This is a genomic window from Calyptranema fuscum S582 (genome assembly GCF_055793305.1).
Genome location: NZ_JBSLYH010000025.1, coordinates 1 through 18,015, shown reverse-complemented (window position 1 = coordinate 18,015; position 18,015 = coordinate 1). Strand labels below are relative to the sequence as shown.

The 18,015-nt window shown below is 48.5% G+C and carries 11 protein-coding genes; 6 read left to right on the top strand and 5 right to left on the bottom strand.

All coding sequences use genetic code 11. The features are described from left to right. Positions 1-2: 2 nt before the first annotated feature. On the bottom strand, positions 3-2,507 hold the full coding sequence (locus ACR6Z4_RS17300) for an NAD-binding protein (RefSeq protein WP_479718551.1): 2,505 nt from the start codon (positions 2,505-2,507) through the stop codon (positions 3-5). A 468-nt stretch (positions 2,508-2,975) separates the two neighbouring features. Here ACR6Z4_RS17300 and purS point away from each other — a divergent pair, with 468 nt between their 5' ends. The 3 genes from purS to ACR6Z4_RS17285 all read left to right on the top strand — a co-directional run bounded on the left by purS (position 2,976) and on the right by ACR6Z4_RS17285 (position 4,540). After that, a complete protein-coding gene (purS, locus tag ACR6Z4_RS17295; protein WP_479718550.1) occupies positions 2,976-3,248 on the top strand; it encodes a phosphoribosylformylglycinamidine synthase subunit PurS in 273 nt (90 codons plus the stop codon). 89 nt (positions 3,249-3,337) lie between these two features. After that, complete coding sequence (purQ, locus tag ACR6Z4_RS17290; protein WP_479718549.1) at positions 3,338-4,036, top strand: phosphoribosylformylglycinamidine synthase subunit PurQ; 699 nt, start codon at positions 3,338-3,340, stop codon at positions 4,034-4,036. Positions 4,037-4,042: 6 nt separating this feature from the next. After that, a complete protein-coding gene (locus tag ACR6Z4_RS17285) occupies positions 4,043-4,540 on the top strand; it encodes a GNAT family N-acetyltransferase (protein ID WP_479718548.1) in 498 nt (165 codons plus the stop codon). 140 nt (positions 4,541-4,680) lie between these two features. Here ACR6Z4_RS17285 and ACR6Z4_RS17280 read toward each other — a convergent pair whose 3' ends face one another. Beyond that, positions 4,681-5,637 carry an aldo/keto reductase gene (locus tag ACR6Z4_RS17280; RefSeq protein WP_479718547.1) on the bottom strand — a complete coding sequence of 319 codons (957 nt, stop codon included), beginning with the start codon at positions 5,635-5,637 and terminating at the stop codon, positions 4,681-4,683. Positions 5,638-6,145: 508 nt separating this feature from the next. Between ACR6Z4_RS17280 and clpB the strand changes: the two genes are divergently transcribed. After that, the gene (gene clpB, locus ACR6Z4_RS17275) at positions 6,146-8,767 is read left to right on the top strand and encodes an ATP-dependent chaperone ClpB (protein WP_479718546.1); all 2,622 of its coding nucleotides are present in this window, start codon (positions 6,146-6,148) and stop codon (positions 8,765-8,767) included. A 360-nt stretch (positions 8,768-9,127) separates the two neighbouring features. Here the strand turns inward: clpB and ACR6Z4_RS17270 are convergent, their stop codons facing one another. The 3 genes from ACR6Z4_RS17270 to ACR6Z4_RS17260 form a co-directional block, all read right to left on the bottom strand. Beyond that, the gene (locus ACR6Z4_RS17270; RefSeq protein ID WP_479718545.1) at positions 9,128-10,435 is read right to left on the bottom strand and encodes a CO2 hydration protein; all 1,308 of its coding nucleotides are present in this window, start codon (positions 10,433-10,435) and stop codon (positions 9,128-9,130) included. A 66-nt stretch (positions 10,436-10,501) separates the two neighbouring features. Continuing rightward, positions 10,502-12,010, bottom strand: a complete 1,509-nt coding sequence (locus tag ACR6Z4_RS17265) for an NADH-quinone oxidoreductase subunit M (protein ID WP_479718544.1) — start codon at positions 12,008-12,010, stop codon at positions 10,502-10,504. Positions 12,011-12,333: 323 nt separating this feature from the next. Beyond that, the gene (locus ACR6Z4_RS17260; RefSeq protein ID WP_479718543.1) at positions 12,334-14,175 is read right to left on the bottom strand and encodes an NAD(P)H-quinone oxidoreductase subunit F; all 1,842 of its coding nucleotides are present in this window, start codon (positions 14,173-14,175) and stop codon (positions 12,334-12,336) included. Positions 14,176-14,773: 598 nt separating this feature from the next. Between ACR6Z4_RS17260 and ACR6Z4_RS17255 the strand changes: the two genes are divergently transcribed. Then, a complete protein-coding gene (locus tag ACR6Z4_RS17255; RefSeq protein WP_479718542.1) occupies positions 14,774-15,961 on the top strand; it encodes an MFS transporter in 1,188 nt (395 codons plus the stop codon). A gap of 1,537 nt (positions 15,962-17,498) precedes the next feature. Continuing rightward, on the top strand, positions 17,499-18,015 hold a 517-nt coding region (locus ACR6Z4_RS17250), incomplete at its 3' end, for an AMP-binding protein (RefSeq protein WP_479718541.1).

The window sequence follows — 18,015 nt, the reverse complement described above, 5'->3', positions numbered from 1 at the left end:
CCCTAGAGAATAGGGGTTAATGTGACGGTCAGTTGTTTGCTCAGCTCTTGCAGTAGCCGGTGTGCTTGATAATCGTAAAGCAACAATTCCATTGTGCTGGGTAGGTTTTCCATAAAGGCTCTGGCTTGATCGAGTCCGCAGCCCGAAATTCTTGCCAGGTCGTTGCCACTGTAGTGGCTAAAAGATGAATTCAGCGGTTTTCCGGCTTGTAGTTGCCAGCGTCCAGGGGGAGTAAGTTCGCCGCGTTCAATCCGTCGCAGACCGTTGATTGATGCCAGCACAATCAAGCGATCGCCTGCATGAAGCCGGACATCATCCAGGGGCATAAACACTTCAGCGGTATCGCCCATCAACATCGATTGCCCGCCGCGTTGATAAAAGATCGGCACAACCCCATAGCCGTAAGCCACCTGTGCTAATAATTTATTGGCTAACGTATCACCCTCGATGATGTTATATTCCGCGACCAAAATCGTTTGGTGATTTAACCGGAATAGGCTCAGCATATTTTCGCCAAATGCAGCTCCGGCAAATGCTTCAGCCGATAATTCATAGGCACAAAAAGCTTTAGCATCGGGCAATAGTTTCATTAAGTTGTTGCTAAAGCGTTGGTCGTAGGTGCGAATGACTAACCCGATGTCCCGGTTGATTCGTAGTGCGGCATCTCTAGCAATCAGTGCGGCTTCCAGGTTGACCATCTGGTCTTCGGTGACCACAATAATGCTCCGAGCGGTGGGCAGATTCGCTTTGTTCAGTTCTCGAATCGGATCGCCCACCAAGAGCGGCATATGACGTATGAAACGGACGGGTTCTAACTGCTCGATAATGGCAATGACGGGTTCGTTGAAGCTTTGCAATAAGGCTGCAACTTGCTGCCCAACTCTGCCAAAGCCAACCAGGACGATATGGTTAGTTTTGGGAATGGGCGGGCGACGCATAAAAAAATCGAATCGAGAACTCAGCAAGCTATCAGCAATCAACCCCAAAACACCCACGACAAACAAGAGGCTGATGCTAGTAATCAGCAAGCAAATCAGCTGCACCCAACCGGGAACAGGATCGTTGTCTAAGCCCCCAAACACATCGCCATAGCCCCCCAACAGCAAAATCACAGCCGATGACATGGCTTTTTTCCAGCTAATGCCGGGAACATTGACGCGCAATAACAGCGTTCCGATAATCCACAGCCCCAATCCGGTGACTACACCAATGCTGATGATCTGGCGGGTTCGTTGCGATCGCACCCATTGCCCAAATTCGTTGACCTGGTTCCACCACTGTCCAGAAACCACTGTTTTGAGGATCTGGCGTAGCCGCTGGCTGGGCTTTTCAGAAGGTTCTGGCTCTGTCGCAGGGGTGGTGCTTGGGGCTTCTACTAACTCCACATAGGCAATGCGATCGCCTGCTTGCACCCGAGTTTCAGGATGCCATTGATAAAAAGACCGGGTAGCACTAATGGGGATGACGGCTGAAGAATCCGATAGATGCGAAGTAGCACTCGAAAAAGTCATCAGCCGATGAGTCCGACGATGTAATTTGTATGCCGGGAAGCCGTCGAAGCGATAATCTTGGGGTTGAACGGTTTGCTCGACGACCCGTAAACGGTAGGTGAATTCAGCATTATCCTTGCGGAAATTAATATTGAATAATCCTAGAATCCCTTCGCCCAATCCAGCCAGCGCAAAGGTGGGAGCAGGAAGTTCGGTCGGTTCTAGCGCAACTAAATTTCCCAGTTGTTGTTTTAGCAATTGGTTGAGGTTGCTGCGTGCCGATCGCACGACCAGGCGAATGGTTGGATTCAGCCGACGAGCAGCGATCGCCGTTTCAATATTGCAACTTTCATCGCTGGTGACAATCAAGATGGCGCGACAGCGTTGGATACCGGCTTGCAGCAGCACATCATCTCTGCACCCATTGCCGATGACTAAATTACCGGCTAATAGCTCTGGCAATTCATCAACTTCCCAGTCTTCGGGCATGGTTTTGTCGATCGCAGTGATGTGAATATCGGCTTCTTCGGTGGCAAATTTCTTTAAGTTGACGGCGCAATATTGTCCCAGGCTACCTAAACCACAGACGATGAAATAGTCCACATTGACAGCCGGGTTTTCGTCGGTCGAACTAGTCTCATGGGTATCTGGATGGTGGCTGGCTGGCGAGAAGGAGGATGGATCGGTGGACGTGGCGACGGGTGGGGTGGATGGATCGGGGAATGGTTGATCCAACTGAATTCGCTGGCTCCAGTGCGGGACAAAGTCACCTGTCCCGTAGCCAAAAATTCGCACGGCTCGAATAAATTCAAACTCCAGACGGTGTAATTCTCGGTGAACGGCGGCGACCAGCGTGGTTTGATCGAGCAGCCCAACGCCATACAAACCCACGATCAACCGTTTTTCGTCTCGATCGACGCTAATCGTAATCGGGTACGCCCGTAAGGCTTCGGTTAAGATGCTGGCGATCGCCGCTGCATCTCCCCGTTTTGCCAATTCCAAAAGACTAAGAGTCATCTGCTACGCTACCCTATCTGCTAAAAAAACCTATCGGCTAAAAATCACATCACCACGTCTGTCTTAAGAATCGCAACGTGAGAGCTGCGCGGAGCGCAGCCTTCACAAAAATAACCTGGCTATAAGCAATGGAAAATCACTGTCAGTGTTGACATGTCTAGTTTTGGTTATAGAGTTGAACGGGAACCCTTCGGCTTCGCGTTCAACTTCATCTCAGAATTCAGCAATACCTAAGGATCGTGGATTAAATAAGGTCGAATATTAAATCGTTTGGAGGGGCGAACGGCCGTTCGCCCGTACAACAAATCATCGGAGTTATTTAATTCCCATTCCTAAGTTTTAGGGCGTGTTTTAAAACTTACCTAAAGGGTTGTTTTTTCGTGCGCTTCGCGTACGAAAAAACAACTTTTAAAACAGACCTTAGGGTGGTTGCTATACAATAAAACCTGTGACGTTCAAGAGAAAGCTGTGTCTCAAACCTATCATGTCCGTGTTTATGTGACCTTGCGCCCTTCCGTACTTGACCCGGCAGGCACAGCCGTCCAATCGGGGTTAAAAAATCTGGGCTATGACAATGTTAGCCAGGTTCGCATTGGCAAATATATGGAATTGACCTTGACCGCTGACAGTGAAGCGATCGCCCGCCAACAGGTCGATCAGATTTGCGATCAACTGCTTGCCAATCCGGTGATTGAAAATTATCGATTTGAACTAACCGAAAGTACGGTTGCCATTGTGTAGGATTTCAGGTTGAGGGTCGTCGTGCCGTATTGCCGGATGACAATCTTCAACAGCTCAGGTTTCGGGTCGCTCACTATCCCCAATACGTTATGAAATTCGGTATTATCGTCTTCCCCGGTTCTAACTGCGATCGCGATGTCGCCATGGTCACACGCGATCTATTACAGCAGCCCACTCGTATGGTCTGGCATGAAGAAAGCGATTTGTCTGACCTGGATGTGGTGATTCTTCCGGGCGGGTTTAGCTATGGCGACTATTTGCGCTGTGGGGCGATCGCTCGGTTTTCACCGGCGCTAAAAGCGACGATTGACCATGCCAATCAGGGTAAGTTTGTCTTGGGCATCTGCAATGGCTTTCAGGTGTTGACCGAGGCGGGGTTATTGCCGGGTGCCCTGGTGCGCAATCGAGATTTGCACTTTATCTGCGATCGCGTTCCGCTCAAGGTAGAACGCCATGATTTGCCCTGGACACAAACCTATCAACCCGGTCAGGTGATTACGTTGCCTATTGCCCACGGGGAAGGGTGTTATTATGCCGATGCCGAAACGCTGGCAACACTGGAAGCACACCAGCAAATTTTATTTCGCTACTGCACCCCAGAGGGCGCTGTAACCGACGCGGCGAATCCTAATGGCTCTCTGAGCAATATTGCCGGGATCTGCAATCGCCAGGGCAATGTCATGGGGATGATGCCCCACCCCGAACGCGCATCTGATGCAGTGTTGGGTAGCACGGATGGGCTGGGGATTTTTCAAGGGTTATTAGAACGGGTGCTGGCGATCGCCTGATCACTTATGGTTAGACAGAGCAAGCCCAATGATATGGCTGCGATCCTGTCCATCGCTGAGGCGATCGGGTTTCAGTCAGCTGAACTGGAGGTGGTCAATCACCTGCTGACGGATTATTTTGCAGATAGTGGCGATCGTGATGCTCTACAAAACAGTAACACCCAACGGTTCTGGCTTACCCATGCCCCAAACGGCGACGAAGCAATCGGAATGGCTTACTGTGAACCCGAACGGATGACAGATCAAACCTGGAATCTGCTATTGATCGCAATTCACCCCGATCACCAACGGCAGGGACACGGCAGCAAGCTATTGCGCTATGTCGAAGAAACGTTGAAAGCGCGGGGTGGACGCATGTTGCTGGTAGAGACGTTAGCAAGCTTTGATCTGGCACAAGCATTCTACAGACAGCATGGCTATGAGGAAGAGGCACGGATTCGTGACTTTTATGCAGCAGGTGAGGACAAGGTTGTGTTCCGTAAAATGCTTGGGATCACAAACTAATTAACTTAGTGTTGCAGACACCAAATTTTGCAACATGGGGGGTGGGGGCGAAGCCCGCAAGAAGGGGTTCCACCCCTTCACCCCTTACAAACCTTTCGTTTTGCTGTACTAGAATTTTATTTGATTCACGATCCTTAACGTTACGGATGTTCTTGCAAAAAGCTGTCGATTTGTTTTAATTCCGGTTCATTCAAGCGAAAATCAGCCGCCCCAATAATGCCTTCTACTTGTTTGGGATTGCGTCCCCCGACAATGGCTGCTGTTACCGCAGGATGTCGCAATGTCCAGGCGATCGCTACTTCTCCCGGTGAGCGTCCATGCGCTTGCCCGATTTGATGCAACAGTTCAACTAATTTGAGATTTCGCGATAGGCGCGGTTCCATAAAATCGTCACTACGTTTGCGCCAATCGTCATCGGGCAGGGTTGCGACTCGTTCGCGGGTCATTGCCCCGGTTAATAACCCCGATTGCATCGGAGCATAAACAATAACGCCGATATTATTGGCTGCACAGAAGGGTAAAATTTCGGTTTCGACACCGGGTTTAACCAGTGAATAGGGCGGTTGTAGCGACGTTACAGGGGCGATCGCCTGTGCCCGTTTGAGTTGTGCCACGTTAAAGTTAGACACACCGATGTACCGAACTTTTCCTTCTGCCTTGAGTTCAGCCAGAGTACTCCAGCCTTCTTCGATATCTGCATCCGGATTGGGCCAATGGATCTGGTAAAGGTCAATCACGTCCACCTGAAGCCGACGCAAGCTGGCTTCTACTTCCTGGCGCAATGAGGCGGCTTTGAGGCTACGACCCATTTCACCTTTCTCATTCCAGATCAGAGAACATTTGGTGAAGATGTAGGGACGGTGGGCGCGTCCTTTTAATGCCTGTGCTACCACTTCTTCCGAATGCCCCAAGCCATAGATCGCAGCCGTATCGATCCAGTTCACACCCAAATCTAGTGCCCGTGCGATCGCATCAACCGAGTCCTGATCTTCCTGGGCACCCCAGCCAAACTGCCAGCCGCTGCCACCAATTGCCCAGGCTCCAAAGCCAATAGGGGTCAGCTGTAGGTCAGAATTACCTAAGGGTCGGGTTTGCATAATTTACCTTGAGAGAGATCTAATAAGTTGATGCTAGAGGGGCGATCTGATTTAGAACATCACCCAAAAGAATAAGATCATGCCTTACAGCCATTTTCAATGGCTTAAGCCACAGATTTTTTGTTGTGTGCCGCGCGAAGCGCGGCACACAACAAAAAATCTAACCATATCCGGTTATGTCATAGCGCTGTGCAGGTTGATTCAGTACGGTGTTGTGGGGCGCGGAGCGCCCCACAACACCGTTTCTGTACTTAACGAACTTGCATACTGCTATAAATTCCTGCTGCTTTTAAGCAATGCTCGATTCTTCTCCATCCACTTTTAAAAAAGGACGGTAACATCACCATAAAGAGACGTGAATACCGATCTCAGTCATTTGCAGTCCTTTCTACAATGAGAACATTGCAGATATGTATTACAGACGTTTATTGGCTGTGGCTTGCCGTACAGGAAACGCTCCGAAACGTAAAAAAACACTGTAACTCTTTAGTCCCTATGGATAGCGCTTATGCAACCCACTAACCCCAACCAATTTACTGAAAAAGCCTGGGAAGCGATCGCTCGCACCCCCGATATTGCTAAACAAGCCCAACAACAGCAGATCGAAAGTGAACATTTAATGCGATCGCTGATTGATAAAGAAGGGTTAGCCATCAGCATTTTTAACAAGCTGGGGGCGAGTGCAGAACGGTTGCGCGACTATACCGACGAATTTATTAGCCGCCAACCCAAAGTATCAGGCAACAGTACCTCTGTTTATTTAGGGCGATCGCTCGATACCTTACTCGATCGGGCTGAAGCGGCTCGCAAAGAATTTGGTGACGAATACATTTCGATTGAACATCTGCTGTTAGGGTACGGCAAAGACGATCGCTTCGGCAAGCTGCTTTTTCAGGAATTTAAACTGGATGAGCGTAAACTGAGACAAGCGATCGAACAAGTCCGAGGAAATCAGAAAGTGACCGACCAAAATCCGGAAGGAAAATACGAAGCCTTAGAGAAATATGGGCGAGATCTAACAGAAATGGCACGTCAGGGTAAACTAGACCCGGTAATTGGTCGAGACGATGAGATTCGTCGGACGGTTCAGATTCTGTCTCGTCGAACCAAGAATAATCCAGTCTTAATTGGTGAACCGGGTGTCGGTAAAACAGCGATCGCTGAAGGGTTAGCACAACGGATCGTTAAAGGTGACGTACCCGAATCACTGCGCGATCGTAAATTGATTGCCCTGGATATGGGCGCGTTGATTGCTGGAGCCAAGTATCGCGGTGAGTTTGAAGAACGACTCAAAGCCGTGCTGAAAGAAGTCACAGATTCGCGTGGCAGCATCATCCTGTTTATCGACGAAATTCACACCGTTGTGGGTGCCGGGGCAACGCAAGGGGCAATGGATGCCGGAAACTTGTTGAAGCCTATGTTAGCGCGGGGTGAACTGCGGTGTATTGGGGCTACAACACTGGATGAATATCGCAAATATATCGAAAAAGATGCGGCACTTGAACGTCGCTTCCAACAAGTCTATATCGATCAGCCGACGGTAGAAGATACGATCTCAATTTTGCGCGGCTTGAAAGATCGCTACGAAACTCACCACAACGTCAAGATCTCGGATAGCGCGTTAGTCGCAGCAGCCACTCTATCTAATCGCTATATTAGCGATCGCTTCCTGCCGGATAAAGCCATTGATCTGGTAGATGAAGCCGCCGCGAAGCTGAAGATGGAAAGTACATCGAAGCCGGAAGAGTTGGATGAAATCGATCGCAAGATCTTGCAGCTAGAAATGGAGAAGCTATCGTTACAAAAAGAAGTTGATCCAGCTTCTCGCGATCGCCTCGACCGTTTGGATAAAGAACTGGCAGATCTGAAAGAACGGCAAAGTGAACTGAATGCCCAGTGGCAAGCCGAAAAAGCAGTTTTAGATCAACGCAAAGCTTTGAAAGAGCAGATCGATCAGGTCGTCAATGTCGAAATTCCTCAAGCAGAACGCGACTATGACCTCAACCGGGCGGCAGAGTTGCGCTATGGCAAACTTACCGATTTGCAACGTCAGCTTGAAGATACCGAAGCTAAACTGGCTCAGGCACAAACCAGTGGGCGATCGCTCTTGCGCGAAGAAGTTACTGAGTCTGACATTGCCGAAATTATTTCTAAATGGACCGGCATTCCCATCAGCAAGCTGGTGGAATCGGAAATGCAAAAACTGCTGCATCTAGAAGATGAGTTGCATCAGCGGGTGATTGGTCAACATGAAGCGGTCACAGCGGTTGCGGATGCAATCCAGCGATCGCGAGCCGGACTGGCAGACCCCAATCGTCCGATCGCCAGCTTTATCTTCCTGGGTCCGACGGGGGTCGGTAAAACCGAACTGGCGAAAGCCCTGGCAGCTTACCTGTTTGATACCGAAGAAGCGACCGTGCGGATTGACATGTCGGAGTACATGGAAAAACATGCCGTATCTCGCCTGATAGGTGCGCCTCCCGGCTATGTTGGCTACGAAGAAGGCGGGCAGCTAACCGAAGCGATTCGGCGGCGTCCCTATGCGGTGATTCTGTTTGACGAGATCGAAAAGGCACACCCCGATGTCTTCAACGTCATGCTGCAAATTTTGGATGATGGACGGGTGACGGATTCTCAGGGGCGCGTGGTGGATTTCAAAAATACCATCATCATCATGACCAGCAACATTGGTTCGCAGTACATTCTAGATCTGGCAGGTGACGATACCCGCTACGAAGAAATGCGGTCGCGCGTGATTGAAGCGATGCGAGCCAATTTCCGTCCGGAATTCCTGAACCGTGTCGATGAATTTATCATCTTCCATAGCCTGCACAAGTCCGAACTGCGGAACATTGTCAAACTGCAAGTCAAACGTTTAGAACAACGTCTGAGCGATCGCAAAATGGTGCTCCGGTTATCCGACAGTGCCCTCGACTTCCTTGCCGAAGTCGGTTACGACCCTGTATACGGTGCCCGTCCGCTGAAACGAGCCATTCAACGAGAACTGGAAACCGCGATCGCCAAAGCTATCTTACGCGGCGACTTTGTTGATGGAGACACGATCTTTGTCGATGTGCAAAACGAACGCTTAGCGTTTAAGCGATTGCCCGCAGAGCTACTGACTACCTAACTCTCACTTACAGCGCTTTGCGCTTGAATATGTTTAAATTTTTTGTTGTGTGCCGCGCTCCGCGCGGCACACAACAAAAAATCTGGGGCTTAACTAATTGAAAATGGCTGTAAAGGGACTAGAAGTCAAATCCCCGTTTTGTTATGGTGCGGTACTGCCACGCTATAGCAAAACGGGGATTTTATTAGCTTCAAATAAACGCGATCGCATCTTAAGTTTTTGGGGTTAGTATAGGCGGGGCAAAGCCCTTGCCCACATTAATTTGAAACAGATCTAATATGTTGAAAAGCGGCGCAGTGCGCCGCTTTTCAACATATCATCATCCCACTGGGTATAGCACGATACCAGACATTCGATAGCCTAACGATAATCCTGATCTTGGATATCATTCAGACGGGCTTCAGGACGTTTGAATCGATCCATTTGGGCTTCAAAAAACTGGCGATTTGCCATCAAATGATCAGGATTTGGATCATCTAGTGGATACAGTAAAGCGGCACGTAACGCCTGAATCACGGCTGATGTGACGTTATACATCGATCGCTGAAAGGTGATGCCCAATTGAATCAACATATCATCTTCGCCGCGACAGTGTTGCTTGTAGTATTCCACCAGATAGGGGGGCAAGAAGTGCAACATATCCTGCATCAACAATGTGGGCGGAATGCCAGCCGTGCCCACCGGAAAGACATCGGCATAGAGAATGCCATAGTGAAAGTCTTTTTGATCGGCAGGAACCTGTCCGGCTTGAGCGTTATAAGATTTTGTTCCTCGAAATGGAGCCGTCCGATAAAACACCGCTTCTACATAGGGTAACGCTGCTTCATACAACCAGGTAAAGCCCTTAGATTTGGGGATAATTTCATAGCATTCCCCATCGATATAAACATGATGGTAAATCGGTCGTCCGGCGATCGCAAAAATCCCATTCACCAGGAAATTCATGGCATCAGGAACACCCTTGAATCCCCCTTCATCATAAATATCACTCATTTCAAAAAATACTGGAGCCATGACTTCCCAAAACAAGCCCAGGTTGGCGTAATACGACAATTGCCGCACCTGTTCAAGAAACATATCAGGAAAGAGTTTATACAGCCCCATCATCACGGGATTATTCTTAAAATAGGCTCGAATGGCGCGATCGGCATTGGCTTTGTATTCGTCTGTATCGAGATATGGATCAAACTTGTTGTATGGCGTATACATGCCTCGATGCCAAAACATAGCTTGCATACACGCTTCGGCAAATTCCATATTGATGCGATCGTGCCACAGGTGATGCACCAGTTTAGGAAGCTTCTGGTTCAGTTCACCCTTTTCCATGAATTCTAATAATTCTGGATGGGCAGTTGCTTCACCGCGCCAAATCCGCAGATCGGCAGTATCTCCGGCATAGTGATTGGGCAAATCTAAATACTCTTGGGGCAGGAAGTACTTGAAAAAGGGTAAGGGTTCTAAAAAGACACGCTCGGCAATATAAAGCAAATCCCGCCAATAAAAATCCATTGGCACCGCATAGGCTTTATAAATCCCAATGATTTGCATTAAATTTTCTGGCGTATCGGGTAGCATCGAGCCACCGGCTTCCAGACGATGAATAATCTCGGCAAAGGGATGAGTGGAGGGTGGAATTTTGGTTTGAGGTTGCGATAGGGTTGTGGACATAGGGATGAAGGGGTAAAAGGTACAGGTGTGAAGGGATGAAGGGATGAAGGGGGATAGAGAGACGATTTATCGTGCCTCTATATCTTTTACCAATGCGATTTGTTCGGTGGCGATCGCCGGAATATGGGCAACCATTGCGTTAGTCGTTGATTCACTCCAGCGAACCAACCAGGTGGGTTGAATTCCCAGGAAAATGATGAGCGCAGTCAGAATAAAGGATGGTGCTTTTTCGGATAGCAGAACTTTGGGATAGTAAGCCGTCGCATTATCCAATTTGCCGAAGCACGTACGATTCAGCAGAATCACAAAGTAGACGGCAGTGAGACCCGTACCCACAACTGCCAGCAGAGTCGATAAGGGGAAGGTGGCGTAGCTACCCTGGAAGATCAGGAATTCTGCAATGAAGCCTGCCATACCAGGAATGCCTGCACTTGCCATCCCCCCTAAAACGAGCAGGGAACTGATGGCAGGTAACCCCCGAACCGGATTGAGCAGACCATTGAGGACATCCAATTCGCGAGTGCCGACTTTCGCTTCAATCAACCCGACCAGATGAAACAGAATTGCCAGAATCAAGCCGTGTGCCACCATCTGGGACACTCCGCCGACCAGGCTGAGGCTGGTTGATGCCGCTGCTGCCAGCAAGATATAGCCCATGTGACCAATGGAACTGTATGCCACCATGCGTTTAATATCTTTTTGGGCGATCGCCGCAACCGCCCCATACATAATACTAATGGCTGCCCAAATAGCTAGACCCGGAGCCAGTTTTGCCCAGGCTTCTGGAAACAATTCCAGGCAAAAGCGAAACAAACCATAAGCTCCTAGTTTTGCCAGAATGCCGCCTAACAGAATGGCGATCGGGGTCGATGCTTCTACATAGGTATCCGGCAACCAGGTATGAAAGGGCACCAGGGGAATTTTGATGCCAAACCCCACTAACAAACAGCCTAACAAAATGACTTGCAAAGATAGCGGCAAGGTTTGCCCCATCAGTGATTGATAAGAAAAGTCAGATGCGCCGGTGAGCCAGACCAGACCCAAAAATCCTGCCAAAATCAAAGCACCGGAGACTGCCGTATAAATCAAAAACTTAATTGCCGCATAGCCTCGCTTGGCACCGCCCCAGATCGAAATCAGCAAGTAGAAAGGAACTAACTCTAATTCATAAAACAAGAAGAACAGAAGCAGGTTTTGGGCGGCAAAGGCACCTGCCACCCCCCCACTGACAAACAGAATCAGGGCATAAAACAATCGAGAGCGTTCGGTTTCCGTCTGACTGGTTAAGATGGCAATCCAGGTTAGCAAGCTATTGAGTGCCAGCAACAGCACCGACAAACCATCTGCACCCAGTTGATAGTTCAAGCCCAGGGTCGGAATCCAGGCAAGATATTCCTGAAATTGCATCCCTGGATTACTCAGGTCAAATTGGCTGAGCAACCAGATTGACCACAGCACCATCACACCAGAAATAGCCAGGGCAGCAAATCGTACGTGTTGATTGGAAATAGCCTTTGGCAATAGCGCGATCGCCACTGCACCAATGATTGGAAACCAGATCAGAGTACTGAGCATGGGAAGGACAATGGATAAAGGACGAAGGATAAAGAACGAAAACTATAGCGGTACCCGTTTGGGTGAAGTATGGGGGTGTGGGGGTGAAACCCCCACGGGGGGCGGTGTCCCCTGTACCCCTCTACTTAATCAACTTGCACATTGCTTGCTATATACAGGCATTAAGGATCAGGTCGGCTTGTAAAAAATGAGGCGTTGCTGATTACAAGGATGAACGGTGAGCGACAGCAACGTTAGTAGCCCCCTAAATCCCCCAATTCTGGGGGACTTTGAATAATCCGGCTCCCCCAGAATTGGGGGTTGGGGGGCAAATTCATACGGACTTAGGACACCAGCAACGACCAGGTCAGCAACAAGCCGATGAAGACCATACCAATCGTGATAGTGAAGACATAAAACTGAGTTTGTCCAGTGTTGCCATACTTCAACGTTTCACCACCAAAGAGGGAAGAAAGACCGACGAAGTTGACCAAGCCATCGACGATGTAGCGATCGCACCAATCCGTCATCCGTGATGCAATGTCAACGCTACCGACGACACTAGAGCGATACAGTTTGGGCGTATAAAAGTCGTACGCAAACAGGTCTTGTAGAGGCTTCCAGGGAAGACGAACTGGTTTCTGAACTGTGTTGCCGAAGTAGATAAACCCACCCAGGCTCAGACCTGCGATACTTGACCAGGTAAGCAACAGCGCTACATCTTTATCCAGCAGTGCCCAGTTGGGTAATAAAGACAGCGTTTGTAAAATGATGGGGACATGCATGGTAAAACCCGCCAGGGCAACCATCGGCAAGACAACTGCCCAGAGGGGTTCAGGGGCACGTTCGGTCATCTGCGTGGGTTTATTGCCAAAGATCAAAGCAAATACCCGAATCAAACCAAAGGCAACCAATCCATTAATCACTAACAACAAGCCCAGTAATACAGGATGGGTTGTCCATAAGTCATCTGCCAGTTCGAGCAGTGCCCAAAATCCGCCCAGGGGTGGCAATGCAATCAACCCCAATGCGCCGACGATAAACGATAGTCCAGTCATCGGTCGCCGACTCCACAACCCACCCAACTGAGTCAAATCCTGGGTGATGCAGTTCAACACAATCGAACCACTGCTGGCGACCAACGTTGCCATGGCGATCGCATGGGTAAGCACAATCAATAAAGCGGCTTCTGTTTGTTGCACCCCAACAGCGATGAAAACTAAGCCCATGTAGGCACTGACGAGGTACGAAAGGGCACGTTTGACATCAATTTGGGCGATCGCAATCAGGGTTCCACCCAAGGCGGTGACAGCACCAATCGTAATCATGCAGGTCATCACTAGAGGTGAAATTGCAAACACTGGCTGCAATTTAATCAGTACCCAGGCACCCGTAGCGACGACAACTGAATTCCGCAAAATCGTGCTGGGGAAGGGACCCTCCATGGCTTCATCTAGCCACAAATGCAACGGAAACTGCGCGCACTTACCCATCGGACCTGCCAGCAATGCCAATCCTACCAGTGCAGCTAAGGTTGGATCGATCTGGGCAGTCTCTGCCCATTCTGCTAATTCACGATAGTCCCAGGTGCCGGTCAACGGAAAAATTGCCAACACCCCCATCAGCAGAAACAAGTCACCCACCCGTTTGGTCAGAAACGCATCGCGTGCTCCGGTGACAACCAATGACTGATTCAGCCAAACACCAATCAGCAAGTACGTGCCTAGCGTTAAAATTTCCAGGATAATATAGCCGAAGAAGAGAGAGTTGCACAATACTAAGGCACACATCCCTGCTTCAAACATTGCCAGGAGCGAGAAAAACCGTGCCCAGCCCCAGTCCATTTCTAGATAACCCACTGCATAAATCTGCGCCAAAAGATTCAAGCCCGTGACTAGAATGATGGCTCCCAGGGTCAGCGACGAGATTTCAACCGGAATCGTTAAATCCAACCCAGCAACCTGAAGCCAGGAGAAATAAAGATAGTTTGCCGGTTGTTGCCACAGTACCGGAAATGCCAGCACCGCATGACATAAGGCAATTAATGTCGCGATCGCATTGACATAACCGGCTGGACGAGGGCCTGTCAGCCGAGTAATCGACGGAAACCATAAGGCTGATAGCACCATTCCTATCAGCGGATACAGTGGAATCAACCAGGCAGTTTGTGCAAGCAACTGAGTCATTTTAAAGAGACCTTTTAGCAAATTAGAACAGCTAGAAGTCAGTCAGCACAGGATACTGACCCTTAAAACCAAGATGGAAAACTAGGGAAAATTGAACGTCCCTGAAGGGACGTTTCATTATTAATCTGGATGGTTTTAGAGAATGGACACCCAATAGACAGGTAATGTTTTAGATGAGTCAGTCATTTGTTTGAAACGCCCACAGAGTGAGCATTTCAAACAAATGGCGAACCGCTGCAACCATCACCGACAGATGACTAGAAGAATATCTATCGAGTATCGATAAACCATAGTTAAAACTCTATTGTTAAAGATAGTAACTCAGATTTTGTCCAAGAAAATAACGCATCCTTAGAACTTTCTTATGGAAACCCAAACTTTTATCTATGGAAAACCCCCAGTCGGGTGGAGCGGGGTTTAAGGGGGTCGGTTTACAGTATGGAAGTCTTAGGATCGGGGATTCAATCAGACCGACTGTTACATCTTTGGCAGGGGCGAACGGCTGTTCGCCCGTACAACAAATTATCGACGTTATTTAATTCCCAGTCCTTAGCCGCTAACACGCTTAGCCGCTGCCATCTATTCAACCTCAATCCAGATGAACCGAGAACAACGAAATGTAGCCTTGTTAGCGTTTTGCCAAGCCTTAGCTATGACCAGTGTATCTGTCTTATTTACCGTTGCGGCATTAATTGGACGTAACCTGACGGCAGATGAATCTCTGGCAACCTTACCTCTGGCATTACTACAAGTCGCGGTTATGCTGACCACGATTCCGGCGTCATTGCTGATGCGGCGACTCGGACGCCGTTGGGGGTTTGTCACAGGAACGCTGATTGGTACCGTAGGCGCAGGAGTGGGGGTAGCCGCCGTTTTAATTGCAAGTTTTCCCTTATTTTGTCTAGCAACCATTTTAATGGGTATCTTTAGTGGGTTTACCGGATTTTATCGGTTTGCTGCTGCCGATGCTGCCAGCGATGCGTTTCGGGCACAGGCAGTGTCGTTGGTTATCGCCGGAGGGGTGGTGGCAGCGCTAACGGGACCCCAATTAGCCAATTGGGCAAAAGACTGGTTTTCGACCGCGTTGTTTGCCGGTTCGCTGGTGCCGATTATTGGCTTGCAACTCGTGACGCTGGTGCTGTTACAGGGGATTGATATTCCGCCTCTATCGGTAGCCGAACAGCAGGAACAGGGGCGATCGCTGCCTCAAATTATGCAGCAGTCTGTCTTTATCGTGGCAGCGCTGGGGAGCACGGTTGGCTACAGCATCATGGTGTTGCTGATGACTGCAACACCTCTGACCATGGTGTCAATGCAACATCCTTTTCATGCTGCTGCGACCGTCTTACAATGGCACATTTTAGGCATGTTTGCCCCATCTTTTTTTACAGGGTTTTTGATTGCGCGGTTTGGGGTGCTAACCATGATTATGAGCGGCATCGGGCTGAATCTGGCGTGTATTGCCGTTAATTTTTTGGGAACCAGTGTAGAGCATTTCCTGGTCGCATTAACCCTGCTGGGAATTGGCTGGAACTTTATGTTTATCGGGTCTACCACCCTCCTGACGCAAACCTATACGGCGGCTGAAAAAGCAAAAACCCAGGCCATCCACGATTTCATTACGTTTACCTGTGTGGCGATCGCCACTTTCTTATCCGGTCAAATCCTGAGTCATCTGGGTTGGGCTGCGGTCAACTATGCGGCATTGCCTGCTCTGGCTTTCATTTTTATTGCTGTATTGTGGTTACGTCAACACGATATCAAGCATAAAGTCCTAAAGCTTTAAGCAATCCTGACAACGCTTCGCATCTGGATATAATTACTTTTTTGTGGTGTGCCGCGCAGCACACCACAAAGAACGGCATTGCTTAATAGCGGGATGAATTTGAATGTGAACCCAAAGGGTTCACATTCAAATTCATCCCCAAAATCAGCAACGCCCAAAGAACTGCGGCTAATAGATAGCAACGACAAGAATTTGGGAAGACTTGGCTTAACTTAGACCTTATTATCCTCTCTCATCACAAATCATCGTCACACATCTTCTATCGATGGGTTTTAAGTGCCGTCTGATCTAACGAGATCAACATGAGACATTATTTAAGATATATAAATTAGTCTAAATTTCCTGTTGCATTTTTCAGAATACTCTCAGATAGAGACATGCAAGATTATCAAAAAAACTATGCTGAGACATCAAATGTCTACGTAGTAAAGTATTCTGGCGCTTGAATCAAAATTGAATTCTGAGTCGGAATAATGATGACCCATCGGCAATATGTTTCTTTTTCTTGCAAAATGTTGATGGTTGGTATTATTTCCCTAGACGCTCCAATGAGAGAAGCTATACTGAATGAACAGCAAAAGAGCTACCTTTGGTATTCTTAAAACCTAGCTCTTTTGGGTCAATTCAACCCGTAGCCCTGCTTCAAATTCAGTCTTTTGAATTTGAAAATCTTCTAAGAGAAGTAACTTGGACTCAAAAGTTAGCTCCCAACAACTCCTTTCTTTTTTGTGTCTAGATGCTTCTTAAACCCCATTTTTTATGAAATGAATTAGAGGTCAAGCCGCAAGGATCTTATCTTCCCTGTAGAAACTTGTTTCTCAGCCTTTAATTTGCTTCAGACAGATCGAAAATGGGAAACCCGTTACTTGAGTACAGCATTTCTGATTCATTGCTAGTAGACACAATTCAAAGTTTTACAACGGGGTGCAGGGGTTCCACCCCTGCGTGGGGGCGCAGCCCCCACACCCCATGTTGCAAAATTTAGTGTTCACAATGCTAGTTAAACGCGACTTCAACGATGAGGGAGATTTCTTCCTCATTCTCGTTTTTCTTCAAATTTGTATTTTTACACAGGGTCATAAACTTAATGAAATCCAATTCTTTCTGAGAGCGTGACGGCTTCGCCGTCACGCTCTCAGAAAGAATCACAGATTCATAAATCCACGATCCTTAACTTCATTTGGCACTGGCATTATCGACCGTGAATTTTGAAGAACTGACAGAGCTTGCAAGAGGTCTACTCCTGTATCGGGCGATCGCCTGTGTCTCTGTTTCTCAATCCTTCAAAATCACTCGTTCTACAATTTAATCTTCCTCCTCTCCTAAGGCTGTTTCACAACAGTCTTCAGTCGTTCTATGCCCGTGTCAATGATGTCTATCCCCTTAATCAAACGGTTGTGGACTTGGGGTCAGTACCCCTTTCAACGGGAGTATTCCTCCACCCCAGTTCATTTCCGGTAAGGGACGATAAAAATACACCATCTATACCCTTCACTTCAGCGTGATCTGAAGCGTCAATTTGTGCTTTTCAAAAACTATGATTGACACTCACTCGCTTTCTCGCTCCCCAGATGTCTCTGCTGCACTAACTCTGGGGCGATCGCTACCTTCATTATTAGATCAGGGATGCGATCGCTATCCCAACCCACACGCCTTGAATCAGTGGCAAAACCGACGCTGGCAATCGCTTTCAAATACTGATTTCAGAACCGTGGCTGAAGAAGTTGCACTGGGGTTACTTGACCTGGGTATCCAGCGGGGCGATCGCGTGGCGTTTGTCATGCATAGTGATAGTCAATTTTGCATCGCAGATATGGGCTGTTTGCTGGCAGGGTTGGTGGATGTGCCCATCGACCTGACCCAGACCATTGAAAATATTCTGTTTGTGTTGCAACACAGTGAAGCGAAAACGCTGATTGTTTCTAATTTAGATTTGCTGTACCAGGTGCTTCCTTATCTGCAAAAAGCACAGGCTTTAGCACGAATCGTCGTGGCAGAAGTGCCGCCCGATTGGCAGGAGGTGCGGGTGAATTTGATGGGTGGGTGTGAGGGTA